This window comes from Ensifer sp. LBL (assembly GCF_050435225.1).
Classification (GTDB): domain Bacteria; phylum Pseudomonadota; class Alphaproteobacteria; order Rhizobiales; family Rhizobiaceae; genus Ensifer.
Window position 1 is genome coordinate 533,869 of record NZ_JBNDJY010000001.1, and the last position, 13,067, is coordinate 546,935.

A 13,067-nucleotide genomic window follows, 5' to 3' on the forward strand; every position below is an offset into this window, starting at 1 on the left:
GACGCATGTTTCCCTCGATCCACACCGATCGACGCCAACATGCGGATTCAAGTCGCTATAGTGACGCGTTCCAGCCATCGAGCCGTTCCACGCGCTCGACGCCGGCGAAGCGGGCAACCCGATCGAGCTCGGCATCGATGCGTTCCAGGCGTCCGGCCGAGGCGCGGACACCCTTTTCGAGCCAGAGCCTGCGGACATCGAGGCTGCCGCGCTTGCGGTCCGCCTTCATGTCGATGCGGCCGATCAACCGGTCGCCCTCGATCAGCGGGAAGACGTAATAGCCATATTCGCGCTTGGCCTCGGGCACGAAGATCTCGATGCGATAGAAGAAACCGAAGAGCCGTTCGGTGCGATTGCGATCGCGCAAGAGGGGATCAAAGGGGCTGAGCACGCGCACCCGGCCGGGCGGCTCGGGGATATCCCCGAGTGCTTCCGGAAATCCGGCGAAGGCGTAGGAGACACGCGGACGTCCGCCATCGATCGCTTCGATCTGCACTTCCACGAGTTCGTCGCGATGTTCGGCCACCCAGGTCTTGGCCTCCTCGGGCGAGACCAGATCCCAGAAGGCGGCAATCTCGCCATGGGTGGCGAAGCCGAGACGCTCCAACGCGCTGCGACAGGCCCAGTCGACGAATTCCGGATGGCTGACGTCGCCTTCGTTGTGGTGCGATGGGATCACTCTTTCCGTGAGATCGTAGACCTTCTGGAAATTCTCGCGCCGCGCGATCGCTAGCTTGCCTGTGCGCCACAACACTTCCAGCGCCGTCTTCGACGGATGCCAGTTCCACCAGCCACCGGATTGGTGTTCGGCTTCCTTCAGATCGCGGGCAAGCACCGGGCCGCCTTCGGCAATCCGCTGATAGGTGTCGTCGCAGCCTTTCTCGAAACCCTCGCCTCGCCACGCCTTCCAGCGCTCGACGATCGTCTCGCCTTCCCATTTGAAGCGATGCTTCCAATAGCGGAAGAAGCTGCTGGGAATGATCGAGGCATCGTGGGTCCAATGCTCGAAGAGGTCGCGATCGTCCTCCAGCAGCGCCGTCAGATGTTCCCGACGATAGGTCTGGTTGCGGGAGAACAGGATCTGGTGATGGGCGCGCTCGACCGTGGCGATACTGTCCACCTGCACGAAGCCGATGTCGTGGATGAGCTTCAACAGGCCCTCCTTGCCGAGCGCGCGATTGGGCGCGCCTGAAAGGCCCTGCTTGGCGAGGAAGATGCGACGGGCGTCGCTGTTGGAAAGGCGAATCGTCATAGCGATAACAATAGGCTTTTATTCCCATAATTCAAATGCCGCATCGGTCCGCGGACAGCATTGCCCTTGTTGTCGCACTTGGCCTATAGAGCAACCCGAAAACGGCGCGGGCCGGAGACAGCGAGGAACGGAATGGACATCCGCTTTACCGATTGCGCGGTCCGCTTCGGCGAGTGGGTGGCTTTGCACCCCCTGACGCTCACGCTCAACGAAAAACGCGTCGGCATCATCGGCCTCAACGGCTCCGGCAAGACGACCTTCGCCCGCCTGATCAACGGCCTGGTTAAGCCCTCCTCCGGCGGCGTCACGGTCAACGGGCTCGATACCGTCAAGGACGATCGCGCCGTGCTTTCCGAGGCCGGCTTCATCTTCCAGAATCCGCACAACCAGCTGATCATGCCGATCGTTGCCGAGGACATCGCCTTCGGGCTGAAGAACCGCGGGTTTTCGCGTGACGAGATCGACCGCCGCATGCAGGCGGCACTTTCGCGCTTCGGCATCGAACACCTGGCAAGGCGGCGCGTGCATGAGCTTTCGGGCGGGGAAACACAGCTCGTCGCCATGGCGAGCGTCGTCGTTACCGATCCGAAGATCCTGATCCTCGACGAGCCGACGAACCAGCTCGACCTGAAGAACCGCCGCCGCGTCGCCACGGCGATTGATGACCTGCCGGAGGATACGGTGGTGATCACCCATGATCTTGGGCTCGTCGAGACTGTCGAACGGATGCTGCTCTTCCATGAAGGTCGGCTTGCGTTCGACGGCAACCCGCAAGAGGCGATCCGCCACTATCACGAGATCGCCGGATGCTGACGAGCCTGCATATCGAGGGCAACAGCCTGCTCCACCGGCTGCCGGTCAGGGTCAAGCTGATTGCACTGGTGGCGTCGAGCATCGGGCTTTTTCTGAGCGCCTCACTCGCGGTTCAGGCGATCGCCTTCGTGGTTGCCGCCGCTCTTTATCTCTCCGTCGGTCTCTCGCCCAAGGAAGCGCTGAAGCGCGTCGGTTTCGTCTTCCTGACGATCTTCTTTCTGGCGGCCGTCAATCTCTTTTACCTCCCGGTTTCCGAGGTCGCGACTTTGACCTTGCGGCTGATGGCGCTGGTTCTTTTCGCTGCCGCCGTCACGGCGGCGACGACGATCGGCGCCTTCATGGACGAGATCACCATTCTCCTGAGCCCGCTGGAACGGCTTGGCTGGCTGAAGGCGGCCGATGTCAGCCTGGCGCTCGGGCTGGTGCTGCGCTTCGTTCCCGATATCTTTGCGCGCTATCAGGCGATCCGCGAAGCCCATCGCGCTCGCGGACTGCCTGTTCGGCCGTTGACGATCATCGGGCCGCTGATCATCCTGACGCTGAAGGATGCCGATACGATTGCCGCGGCGATTGACGCGCGCGGATTTCGCCGTCAATAAATTCGCGAATTCTAAAAGACAGGGAACCGGAACTACATGAATACCAGAGATCTCGTGCTCATCGCCCTCTTCGCCGCGATCGTCGTCGTGCTCGGCCTCATTCCGCCGATCACGCTCGGCTTCATTCCGGTCCCGATCACCGCGCAGTCCATGGGCGTCATGCTCGCCGGCTGCATCCTCGGCGCCAAGCGCGGCGCGCTCGCCTTCCTGCTGTTCCTGCTGCTGGTCGCCATCGGCCTGCCGGTGCTTTCGGGCGGCCGCGGCGGTCTCGCCGTGTTTGCCGGCCCGTCGGGCGGCTTCATCATCGGCTGGGTTATCGCCACCTTCGTCACCGGCCTGATCGCCGAGCGCACCGTGCGTGAAGGCCAGGCAGAAACGCGCCAGTTCATCGGCTTCTTCCTCGCCTCCGTCCTCGGCGGCATCGTTGTGCTCTATGCGATCGGCATGCCCTGGGTTTCCGCCGTCACCGGCACCCCGCTCATGACCGTCGCTGCCGGCTCGCTCGCCTTCATTCCGGGCGACCTGTTGAAGGCTGCGATCGCGACGCTTGCCGCACGCGCCGTCTACGCCGGCTATCCGCTGCTGCCGGCCCGCGCCTGAGCCGATGCCGTTTGCCGCCGCGATCCGTCGCCACGCGCAAGACCATCCGCATGCCCCGGCCTTCCAAATCGAAGGCCGGGTTTTCACTTTCGGTGACCTCGCACGCATCGCCGGGACGCTTGCCGAAACGTTCGACGGGCTGGCCGGAAGTGTCGCGCGCCGTAGCGTGCTCGGCGACCGCTCACGGCTGATCGCGCTGGAGGCGGGCAATCATCCGCTCTTCGCCGCGGCCTTGCTTGCCGCCACCAGCGGCGGCAACTGCGTCGCACTAATCGATCCGCATCTGCCTGAGGCGGCGCGCCAGGCCATGCGCGATCGCCTGTCGCCCGATCTCATCATCAGCGCCGATGGCGCCAACCTGTCGCTTCAAGCGCCCGCAAGCGGCGAGACGCGGACTTTCCGCGAGACCGATGGCAAAGAGCGAAAGCCGCTCGCAGCCGGCGACGACAGCGAGCCGTTCCTCATCGTCTTCACCTCGGGCACGACGGGCACGCCGAAAGCGATCATCCGCGATCGCGGCTCGTGGCGCAGGAGCCTGGCCACGGGCGAGCCCTTCTTCGGCATCGATTGCGCCACCCGCACCTTTGCCCCCGGGCCACTCGCGCACGGGCTGACGCTCTATGCGCTTGCCGAAACCCTCGTCGCCGGCGCCGAATTCATCGGGGCCACACATTTCGAGGCATCCCGGGCAATGTCCGTCATCGAGGCGAAAGCGGTCCAGCGACTGGCGCTGGTGCCGACCGTGTTGCGGCGGCTCTGCGCGGCAGCCGCCGGCCGGCCACAAATGTCGGTCAAACAGATCACCGTCGCCGGCGCGAAGCTGACCGAAAACGATCGAGAAATCGCGGCGCTCGCGTTTCCGCAAGCCGATATCATCGAATACTACGGCGCCTCTGAACTGGGCTTCATCAGCGTTGCGACCAAGGGCGATACCGCTTCGGCCACCGCCGTCGGCCGCGCCTTTCCCGGCGTCACGCTCAGCATTCGCGACGACAAGGGGGACGAGCTGCCGAGCGGCGAGACGGGCACGATCTTCGTCGACAGCGCCCTCATCTCCGACGGCTATATCGGCGGCGCCGACGGCGCCGGGTTCCATCGTCTTGGGTCGCTGGCGACGGTCGGCGATGTCGGTTTCCTCGATGAGTGCGGCACCCTGCACCTTCTCGGCCGCTCTGGTGGCATGGTGCTTTCGGGCGGCAACAACATCTACCCGCAGGAAGTGGAAGCGGTGCTCGTCGCCGATGCCGGCGTTCACGCGGCACTCGTGCTTGGCCTCGATCACCCGGATCTCGGCAGCGAACTGGTCGCCGTCATCGAGCCGGAAGGTGCTATGTTCGATCGGGAGGCGCTTGAGCGTCATCTCGCCTCCCAGCTGCCGCGCTACAAGCATCCACGGCGCATCTGGCTCTGCGCGAACATGCCGATGACGCAGTCGGGCAAGGTAGCGGCGGGCACGCTCAGGCAATGGATCGCGGATGGAAACGATGCTCTCGACCTCATCAACTGACCCGGCACGCATACCTGTCATCGTCGCCGCACTCCGCACACCGATCGGCCGCGTCAACGGCACGCTTCGCGATATCGAACCGTCGCGGCTGGCGGCACCGCTGATCGCCCGAATTCTCAGCGATACCGGCGTTAAGACGAGCGAGATCGACGACGTCATTCTCGGAAATGCCGCCAATAGCGCCGGCAATCTCGCCCGGCTCGCCGCTCTTGAAGCCGGCCTGCCGGTCTCGACACCGGGCGTGACCGTCGACCGGCAATGCGGTTCCGGGCTGGAGGCGATCGCGCTTGCGGCGCGGATGATCCAGGCGGGCGCCGGGCGCTTCTATCTGGCCGGCGGCACGGAAAGCGCCAGCCGTGCGCATATCCGCCTGCGGCCGCCGCTGGAGCGCGGCGGCGAGCTCGCGCCGGTCAAGCGCGCCCGCATGGCGCCGGACGAGATCGGCGATCCGGACATGGGCGTGGCCGCCGAAAACGTCGCGACCGCCTGCGGGATTTCCCGTGAACGGCAGGACGCCTTTGCGCTTCAAAGCCATCGCCGCGCCGTCGATGCCGATCTGGCCGGCCGGTTCTCCCGCGAAATCGTGGCGATCGAAACAGCGGCAGGTCCTGTGTTGCGCGACGAATGCCCGCGCGCCAATGCCTCGATGGAAACACTGCAGAGGCTGAAGCCGGTCTTCGTCGAGGGCGGCACGGTGACGGCCGGCAATGCCTGCCCGATCAACGACGGCGCAGCCGTGGTCCTGGTAACGAGCCTTGCCGAAGCGCGACGGCTCGGCATTCCCTTCGTGCTCGAATTTGTCGATGCGGCGACCGCGGGCGTCGATCCCAACCTGCTCGGGCTTGGCCCGGTTCCGGCGATGCAGAAGCTGAAAGCCCGACAACCGGCGCTCGATCCGGCAAAGATCGATTTTATCGAATTCAACGAGGCCTTCGCCTCGCAGGTGCTCGGCAGCCTCGATCAGCTCGATATCGCCGCGGATAGGGTCAATCTCGACGGCGGCGCCATCGCGCTCGGCCATCCCTATGGCGCCTCCGGGGCGATCCTCACGGTTCGGCTCTTTTCGCAGATGCTCGCATCGCCGGAAGACGCGGAGGGGCTGGCGATGATGGGTGTTGGCGGCGGCATGGGCATCGTCGCGCTGTTTCGTTCGGTCCATCCGGTTTAAGCAGCGCAGCTCCGGATGGAGACCGCTTCACATTTTTCCTGGAATTGGTCTGTTGGTCAGCAATTCCGGACGGAAAACCGCTTCGCACTTTTCCTGGAATTGCTTGGGCTAGACCGAATAGGCCGCCAGCCATTCGCGCGTCGCTGAAGGCAGCGGCAGCGGCGTGTGGCGCTGCGGATCGACTGCGACCCAGACAACCTCGACTTCGGCCGCGAGTTGGCCGCGCGCTTCGACGTTGACGACAAAGCTGATCGAGCTGCCGCCGACCTTCGCCACGTTGACGGTAAGACGGGCGGGCTCGTCGTAACGCAGGCCACGGTGATAGACGCAGGCCGAGCGGCGCACGAGATAGCTTGGCTCGTTCACCACATGCGGACGGTGACGCCAGAGGCTGGAAAGTGCCGCCTCCGCATGGGCATAATAGGCGGCATTGTGCATATGGCCGTGCATGTCTATATCGCGAAACGGAATACGGATTTCCGTGACGTTCTCCAGCTCCCTGCCGTCCATGCGAGGCTCCCTGACGATGCGCTCCACCCTCGTTAGCCAGTTCGGCGATCCCCGGCAAGTGATTGCGCTCGTTGACGCCGAACGCGTGGCGCCTGCGGCGGGCGAAGTCGAGGTGGCGCTGTCGCTCGCCGCCATCAACCCGTCCGATCTCATCCCGGTGACCGGCGCCTATAGCGCCCGCACCACGCTGCCCTTCGTGCCCGGCTTCGAGGGCTTCGGCACGGTGACGCGCATCGGCACCGGCGTCACGACGCTGAAAGTCGGCGACCGCGTGGTCCCGATCGGCGCCAGCGGTCTGTGGCAGGAATATCTGATCCGGCCGGCCGAATGGTGTTTCGCCGTGCCCGAGGATATCGGCGAGACCGATGCTGCTACCTGCTACGTCAATCCGCTGACGGCGCTGCAACTGATCGAGGCGCTGCGTACGCATTTCGGCTCGCTCGATGGCCGCCGTATCGGCGTCACCGCGGCAGGCTCGGCGATCGGCGGCATGCTGATGAAGCTGCTGGCCGGCGAAGGCGCTGATACCACCGGCATCGTTCGAAGCGCGCGCAGCGCTGAACGACTGGCAACCGAGGTCCCCGGCCACATCGTGCTTGGCGACGAGAGCCATGTGCCGCAGCTTCGCCTCGATGCTATCATCGACGCGGTCGGCGGTGCGTTTGCCGGCGATCTCATCCAGCGCACGCTCGACCCCGGCGGCGCCTTCATCCAGTACGGGGCGCTCAGCGGCGTTCCGGTCCCGCAGGCCGCGATCCAGGCGCGGCCGGATATCCGCTTCTCCTTCCTATGGCTGCGCACCTGGGTGCATTCGGCCGGGCGACCGGCGATCGAGGCAGCCTTTGCCAGGAGTTTTGAAGGTTTGCGATCGAGTCTCTTTTCCAGCCGCATCGCGGAAATCTATCCGCTGAGCCGGCTCGACGCGGCGCTTGCGCATCAGGCGGATCCGGGCCGCGACGGCAAGTTGCTGATCGATCCGCGCTGTTGAAAATTCCGCCTTTCCATCGCCTCGCCATGGACCTTGCGGGGTTGGAGCACTAGGTTCCGGACATGACCACGTTCCTCTACGAAAATCCGGTCTTTCTGGAACACGAGGTTCCGGAGGGGCATCCTGAACGGCCGGACCGGCTGAAGGCGCTGAACCTTGCACTCGAACACCCGAACTTCTCCGATCTCAAGCGGATCGAGGCGAAGAAGGGAAGCGAAGACCTCGTGTTGCTCGCCCATCCGGAAGAGCATCTCGCTGCCGTCAGGCGCGCCATTCCGGAGGAAGGCCTCAACAATTTCGAGGCGGACACCTATGCGAGCCCCTTGAGTCTCGACGCGGCGCTGACCGGGATCGGCGGGGCGACCGCCGCGGTCGACGCCGTCTTTACCGGCGAGACCGACAACGCCTTCGTCGCGGCGCGGCCACCCGGCCACCACGCCGAGAAGAACAAGGCGATGGGCTTCTGCCTGTTCAACACCGTGGCGATCGCCGCCCGCTACGCCCAGAAGGTTCATGGGGCCGAGCGCGTTGCGATCGTCGACTGGGACGTGCACCACGGCAACGGCACGCAGGACATCTTCTGGGACGACCCCTCGGTGCTTTTCTGCTCGACGCACCAGATGCCGCTCTATCCCGGCACCGGCGCCAAGGACGAGACGGGCGTCAAGGGCAACATCGTCAACGCACCGCTGTCGCCGAACATGGGTAGCGAGCATTTCCGCGAGGCGTTCCGAAGCCGGGTGCTTTCAGCCCTCACCAATTTCCGCCCGGACTTCATCCTGATCTCCGCAGGCTTCGACGCCCACCACCGCGATCCGCTGGCGCAGATCAATCTCGTCGCCGAGGATTTCGACTGGGCGACCGGGCGCCTGCACGAGATCGCCGATCGCAGCGCCGGCAACCGCATGGTCAGCCTGCTCGAAGGCGGCTATGACCTTCAGGGTCTGGCCGAATCGGCCGGCCTGCACATTTTGAGACTGATGAGAGGGTAACGATGAACACCACCACGCAACCGGACGTTTCCGCCCTCTCCTTCGAGCAGGCCGTCGAAGAACTGGAACGGATCGTTTCGGCGCTGGAGCGCGGCGATGTCGCCCTCGACAAGTCGATCGAGATCTACGAGCGCGGCGAAGCGCTGAAGAAGCATTGCGAGGCCCTGCTGAAGGCAGCCGAGGACCGCATCGAAAAGATCCGCCTCGACCGCGCCGGCAAGCCGCAGGGCGTGGAGCCGCTCGACGCCGACTGATCACTCATCGCAATTCCGGACGGAAACCGCTTCACGCGTTTCCCGGAATTGCCGAGATCAGATTGATCGCCGCGCGGAAACACTGCGTCCCGGCTTCGCCCCTACCCGCCTGGTCTCATAGGCGTTAGTACTTGATGCGACAGCAAAAACGGGAGCACGCGCCATGTCTTTCTTTCCAGGCCCCGACCCGCTCGCCGGCGACAAGCCCGCCTGCGACGCCATCGAACATCTGATCGTTCCGCGCACCAGCGACATCGGCGGCCTACAGGTCCGCCGCGCCCTGCCGACGGCGAAGCGCCGCCTGGTCGGCCCCTTCATCTTCTTCGATCGCATGGGACCGGCGCTGCTGCGCGCCGGCGAGGCGATCGACGTGCGCCCGCACCCGCATATCGGCCTTTCGACAGTCACCTATCTCTTCGACGGCGAGATCAAGCATCGCGACAGCCTCGGCACCGAAATGGTGATCCGCCCCGGCGACGTGAACTTGATGACGGCCGGCCGCGGCATCGTGCATTCCGAGCGTTCGCCAGAGAACCAGCGCGGCCACGAGCGCTCGATCTCGGGCCTGCAGACCTGGCTGGCACTGCCCGACCACAAGGAAGAAATCGACCCGATCTTCAGCCACACCGAAGAGCGCATGCTGCCGCATATGAGCGACGACGGCATCAAGGCGCGGGTGGTGATCGGCAATTTCGAGGGCGCGAAGTCGCCGGTATCGGTCTTCACCGACACGATCTATGTCGACCTCAATATCGCACCCGGCAAGAGCGCCCCCTTTGCGGCGCAGTGGGAAGAGCGCGCGCTCTATATCCTCTCCGGCGAGGCGATCATCGCCGGCGATCATTTCGCCGACAACCAGTTGCTCGTCTTCCGCGCCGGAGACGAGATCACGGTCACGGCCGGACCGCAGGGCTGTCACGTCATGCTTTTCGGCGGCGCAGCGCTTGGATCGTCCCGCCACATCTGGTGGAATTTCGTTTCCTCGTCCAAGGAGCGCATCGAGAAAGCCAAGGAGGAGTGGCGCAGCGGACGCTTCGACATCGTGCCCGGAGACGAAGAGGAATTCGTTCCGCTGCCCGAGGGCTGACCGCGACCTAAAGTGGCACAGGCTGGGTGCGGAAAACCGCGCAACATTGCCTCATGGTGCTTGAATCGATTTCGATTCACAGAATCATGCGCTAGTCTCTTGGTTGACGACGCAGGAACGCCTAATTTTGCATTCAGCAACGATTGCGTCTAAAGAGCCGCTTCGACGGTACCCACCAACTATCGCGCGCCCGACCTTTGGGGCGCGCATGAGGCATGCAGCGTGACACAACTGCCAACCAATCCGATGCCGGCTACTCCCTTGCTCGACAAGGTGACCTACCCCGACGATCTGAAGAAGGTCGACGACAAGGATCTGCCGCAGCTTGCCGGAGAAGTCCGGGCGGAAATGATCGACGCAGTGTCGCGCACCGGCGGCCACCTCGGCGCAGGCCTCGGCGTCGTCGAACTGACGATCGCCATCCACAAGGTGTTCAATACGCCGCATGACCGGCTGATCTTCGATGTCGGCCACCAGTGCTACCCGCACAAGATCCTGACCGGCCGCCGCGACCGTATCCGCACGCTCCGTCAGGAAGGGGGCCTCTCGGGCTTCACCCGCCGCGCCGAGAGCGAATACGACCCCTTCGGTGCCGCGCACTCCTCGACATCGATTTCCGCCGGCCTCGGCATGGCAGTTGCCGCCGATCTCGACGGCAAGAACCGCAACGTCATTGCCGTCATCGGCGACGGCGCGCTTTCGGCCGGCATGGCCTATGAGGCGCTGAACAATGCCGGCGCGCTCGATGCGCGCCTGATCGTCATCCTCAACGACAACGACATGTCGATTGCGCCGCCGACCGGCGCGATGAGCGCCTATCTCGCGCGCCTTGCCTCCGGCCGCACCTACATGGGCATCCGCGAAGTCGGCAAGAAACTGACCGCCTATCTCGGCAAGACCGTCGACCGCGCGATCACCCGCGCTGTCGAACACGCCCGCGGCTACGTCACCGGCGGCACGCTGTTCGAAGAGATGGGCTTCTACCATATCGGCCCGATCGACGGGCATTCGTTCGACCATCTGCTGCCGGTGCTGCGCAACGTGCGCGACAATGCCAAGGGTCCGGTGCTGATCCATGTGGTGACACAAAAGGGCAAGGGCTATCCGCCGGCGGAAGCTGCCGCCGACAAGTACCACGGCGTCAACAAGTTCGACGTCATCACCGGCGCCCAGGCAAAAGCCAAGCCGAATGCGCCGGCCTATACCTCGGTCTTTGCCGATGCGCTGACGCAGGAAGCCGGCTTCGATGACAAGATCGTCGCCGTCACCGCCGCCATGCCCTCGGGCACCGGTCTCGACAAGTTCGCCAAGGTTCATCCCTCACGCTGCTTCGATGTCGGCATTGCCGAGCAGCACGCGGTCACCTTTGCCGCCGGCCTTGCCGCCGAAGGCTACAAGCCGTTCGCGGCACTCTATTCGACCTTCCTGCAGCGCGGCTACGACCAGGTGGTACACGACGTGGCGATCCAGGGGCTGCCGGTGCGCTTCCCGATCGATCGCGCCGGCTTCGTCGGCGCCGACGGTCCAACCCACGCTGGCTCCTTCGACACGACCTATCTGGCGACGCTGCCCGGTTTCGTGGTGATGGCGGCTGCCGACGAGGCGGAACTGAAGCACATGGTGCGCACGGCCGCTGCCTACGACGCCGGCCCGATCTCGTTCCGCTATCCGCGCGGCGAAGGCGTGGGCGTCGAAATGCCGGAGCGGGGCCAGATCCTCGAGATCGGCAAGGGCCGCATCGTCAAGGAGGGTTCCAAGGTGGCGTTGCTGTCCTTCGGCACGCGCCTGGCCGACTGTCTGCTGGCCGCCGAAGACCTCGACGCCGCCGGGCTTTCGACCACGGTCGCCGATGCGCGCTTTGCCAAGCCGCTCGACCATGATCTCATCCGCGAGCTTGCCCGCAACCACGAGGTACTGATCACCATCGAGGAAGGTGCGGTCGGCGGCTTTGCCAGCCACGTGCTGCAGTTCCTGGCCGAAGACGGCCTGCTCGACGGCGGCCTCAAGGTGCGCCCGATGGTCATGCCCGACGTCTGGATGGAGCAGGCCAAACCCGAGGCGATGTATGCCGCCGCCGGCCTCGACCGCGCCGGCATCGTCTCGACCGTCTTCAAGGCACTCGGCCAGAAGCAGGATATCGGCATCGGCGCTGCCGGCTGACCCCTCGCGGGGTCCGCCTGCGGCAAGTATCGGTCACAAGTATTCGAGCTCAAGTGAACATCGCTGCGCGGGATCGGTCGGTCGTCACGATAGACCCAGCCATGACAAGGCAGGATGCTGACCTTGCGTGACGTGTTCGACGATGCCGGGAACGACATCTAATCCCGTATCGCTGTTCATGAATGCGACGAAGGCCGTGCGCTGTTTGGGTATCCCCATCACGAAGGCCCTCGCTCCCGGGTTCGCGCCCCAATGGAAAAACGCCCCGACCTCGGGCTCCAATCCCCAACCCAAGCCCCACGAGACCCCGGCTTCCGTTTCAGGTGAGGTGCTGTCCAGTGCTTCGATACGCGCCTTCGGCGTGGCAACCTGCGGCTCCATCCAGACACGACCTGTGTTCTGCGACAGCAGCGTACCCTCCATCGCTGCGACGACGAACCGGCCATAGTCCCGGGCCGTGGTATGAAGGCTATAGGCAGCATTCGCGCGATCCGGCTTGAACTTGGCTCCCGCATTCCCCTCATCGTCATGACCGAACGCAACGTTACCGTTGAAGCTGTCTCGCCATACGAAACTTGAACTGTTCATTCCGAGCGGCTCGATGACCAACCGCTGGACAACAACTTCGAGGGGCTCGCCGGTTAGGCGTTCGAGCGCTGATTGGAGGTACACGAATCCCTCGCCAGAATAACTGAAACGAGAACCGGGCTGAAAATAGGTTCGTAGCGGATAGTCGTCGCGGCGCCAGTTCGGTAGCCCGGCCGTATGGGCAAGGACATGGCGCGTGGTGATGCGTGCAGCGAGAGGATCGTCCGCGACCAGCGGACCAACAAACTGCGATAGCGGCGTGTCGAGATCGAGAATACCCGCATCGACGAGTTGCAGTGCAACATGTGCCACGACCGGCTTGCTGAGCGATGCGGCCTCAAACACGGTCTGGCTATAAACCCGCTCGCTCGTCTGCCTGTTTCGAATGCCGAAACCACGAGTGTACCGTTCGCCCTCCCGGGCAACGAAGATCGACAGGCCGGGTACGCCCGCCGATGCCATCAGTTGCGAAATTTGAGTTTCAAAGTCCTTCGCGGCAGCCTTCAAATCGAACCTGCTTCTGTCACACCTTCCGGAGGACGGTTAGGC

The 13,067-nt window shown here is 64.3% G+C and carries 13 protein-coding genes; 10 read left to right on the forward strand and 3 right to left on the reverse strand.

Features of this window, described 5'->3' with window-relative positions; genetic code table 11:
• Positions 1-55: 55 nt before the first annotated feature.
• Positions 56-1,252: a winged helix-turn-helix domain-containing protein gene (locus tag OKW20_RS02655; RefSeq protein WP_429170019.1), complete on the reverse strand. Its 1,197-nt coding sequence runs from the start codon at positions 1,250-1,252 to the stop codon at positions 56-58.
• 132 nt (positions 1,253-1,384) lie between these two features.
• Here OKW20_RS02655 and OKW20_RS02660 point away from each other — a divergent pair, with 132 nt between their 5' ends.
• From OKW20_RS02660 to OKW20_RS02680, 5 genes are read left to right on the forward strand one after another with little or no spacing between them, the layout of a single operon-like run.
• On the forward strand, positions 1,385-2,065 hold the full coding sequence (locus OKW20_RS02660; RefSeq protein WP_429170022.1) for an energy-coupling factor ABC transporter ATP-binding protein: 681 nt from the start codon (positions 1,385-1,387) through the stop codon (positions 2,063-2,065).
• Positions 2,059-2,664, forward strand: coding sequence for an energy-coupling factor transporter transmembrane component T family protein (locus tag OKW20_RS02665; protein WP_429170025.1), 606 nt, complete (start codon positions 2,059-2,061; stop codon positions 2,662-2,664). The genes OKW20_RS02660 and OKW20_RS02665 overlap by 7 nt, the downstream gene beginning before the upstream one ends.
• A 36-nt stretch (positions 2,665-2,700) precedes the next feature.
• Positions 2,701-3,264 carry a biotin transporter BioY gene (locus OKW20_RS02670; RefSeq protein ID WP_429170027.1) on the forward strand — a complete coding sequence of 188 codons (564 nt, stop codon included), beginning with the start codon at positions 2,701-2,703 and terminating at the stop codon, positions 3,262-3,264.
• Positions 3,265-3,268: 4 nt separating this feature from the next.
• Positions 3,269-4,771, forward strand: coding sequence for an AMP-binding protein (locus tag OKW20_RS02675; RefSeq protein ID WP_429170029.1), 1,503 nt, complete (start codon positions 3,269-3,271; stop codon positions 4,769-4,771).
• A complete protein-coding gene (locus OKW20_RS02680) occupies positions 4,749-5,939 on the forward strand; it encodes a thiolase family protein (RefSeq protein WP_429113041.1) in 1,191 nt (396 codons plus the stop codon). The genes OKW20_RS02675 and OKW20_RS02680 overlap by 23 nt, the downstream gene beginning before the upstream one ends.
• A gap of 108 nt (positions 5,940-6,047) precedes the next feature.
• Here OKW20_RS02680 and OKW20_RS02685 read toward each other — a convergent pair whose 3' ends face one another.
• Positions 6,048-6,449: an acyl-CoA thioesterase gene (locus OKW20_RS02685; RefSeq protein WP_429112695.1), complete on the reverse strand. Its 402-nt coding sequence runs from the start codon at positions 6,447-6,449 to the stop codon at positions 6,048-6,050.
• A gap of 16 nt (positions 6,450-6,465) precedes the next feature.
• Here OKW20_RS02685 and OKW20_RS02690 point away from each other — a divergent pair, with 16 nt between their 5' ends.
• The 5 genes from OKW20_RS02690 to dxs all read left to right on the forward strand — a co-directional run bounded on the left by OKW20_RS02690 (position 6,466) and on the right by dxs (position 11,930).
• A complete protein-coding gene (locus OKW20_RS02690; protein ID WP_429170031.1) occupies positions 6,466-7,437 on the forward strand; it encodes a zinc-dependent alcohol dehydrogenase family protein in 972 nt (323 codons plus the stop codon).
• A 62-nt stretch (positions 7,438-7,499) separates the two neighbouring features.
• The gene (locus OKW20_RS02695; RefSeq protein WP_429112692.1) at positions 7,500-8,429 is read left to right on the forward strand and encodes a histone deacetylase family protein; all 930 of its coding nucleotides are present in this window, start codon (positions 7,500-7,502) and stop codon (positions 8,427-8,429) included.
• Between the two features lie 2 nt (positions 8,430-8,431).
• Entirely contained in the window at positions 8,432-8,683 is a 252-nt protein-coding gene (locus OKW20_RS02700; protein WP_043619815.1) for an exodeoxyribonuclease VII small subunit, read from the forward strand.
• Positions 8,684-8,846: 163 nt separating this feature from the next.
• On the forward strand, positions 8,847-9,770 hold the full coding sequence (locus OKW20_RS02705) for a pirin family protein (RefSeq protein ID WP_043619814.1): 924 nt from the start codon (positions 8,847-8,849) through the stop codon (positions 9,768-9,770).
• A 246-nt stretch (positions 9,771-10,016) separates the two neighbouring features.
• Positions 10,017-11,930, forward strand: a complete 1,914-nt coding sequence (dxs, locus tag OKW20_RS02710; protein ID WP_034801149.1) for a 1-deoxy-D-xylulose-5-phosphate synthase — start codon at positions 10,017-10,019, stop codon at positions 11,928-11,930.
• An 84-nt stretch (positions 11,931-12,014) separates the two neighbouring features.
• Here dxs and OKW20_RS02715 read toward each other — a convergent pair whose 3' ends face one another.
• Positions 12,015-13,025: a serine hydrolase domain-containing protein gene (locus OKW20_RS02715; protein WP_429170033.1), complete on the reverse strand. Its 1,011-nt coding sequence runs from the start codon at positions 13,023-13,025 to the stop codon at positions 12,015-12,017.
• Positions 13,026-13,067: the final 42 nt, after the last annotated feature.

What these genes read in the sequence shown, in the direction of transcription:
- OKW20_RS02695 (WP_429112692.1), top strand. Translation starts at nt 7,500, where the DNA reads ATGACCACGTTCCTCTACGAAAATCCGGTCTTTCTGGAACACGAGGTT.
- OKW20_RS02660 (WP_429170022.1), top strand. Translation starts at nt 1,385, where the DNA reads ATGGACATCCGCTTTACCGATTGCGCGGTCCGCTTCGGCGAGTGGGTG.
- OKW20_RS02665 (WP_429170025.1), top strand. Translation starts at nt 2,059, where the DNA reads ATGCTGACGAGCCTGCATATCGAGGGCAACAGCCTGCTCCACCGGCTG.
- OKW20_RS02670 (WP_429170027.1), top strand. Translation starts at nt 2,701, where the DNA reads ATGAATACCAGAGATCTCGTGCTCATCGCCCTCTTCGCCGCGATCGTC.
- OKW20_RS02700 (WP_043619815.1), top strand. Translation starts at nt 8,432, where the DNA reads ATGAACACCACCACGCAACCGGACGTTTCCGCCCTCTCCTTCGAGCAG.
- OKW20_RS02675 (WP_429170029.1), top strand. Translation starts at nt 3,269, where the DNA reads ATGCCGTTTGCCGCCGCGATCCGTCGCCACGCGCAAGACCATCCGCAT.
- OKW20_RS02690 (WP_429170031.1), top strand. Translation starts at nt 6,466, where the DNA reads ATGCGCTCCACCCTCGTTAGCCAGTTCGGCGATCCCCGGCAAGTGATT.
- OKW20_RS02655 (WP_429170019.1), bottom strand. Translation starts at nt 1,252, where the DNA reads ATGACGATTCGCCTTTCCAACAGCGACGCCCGTCGCATCTTCCTCGCC.
- OKW20_RS02680 (WP_429113041.1), top strand. Translation starts at nt 4,749, where the DNA reads ATGCTCTCGACCTCATCAACTGACCCGGCACGCATACCTGTCATCGTC.
- OKW20_RS02685 (WP_429112695.1), bottom strand. Translation starts at nt 6,449, where the DNA reads ATGGACGGCAGGGAGCTGGAGAACGTCACGGAAATCCGTATTCCGTTT.
- OKW20_RS02705 (WP_043619814.1), top strand. Translation starts at nt 8,847, where the DNA reads ATGTCTTTCTTTCCAGGCCCCGACCCGCTCGCCGGCGACAAGCCCGCC.
- dxs (WP_034801149.1), top strand. Translation starts at nt 10,017, where the DNA reads ATGCCGGCTACTCCCTTGCTCGACAAGGTGACCTACCCCGACGATCTG.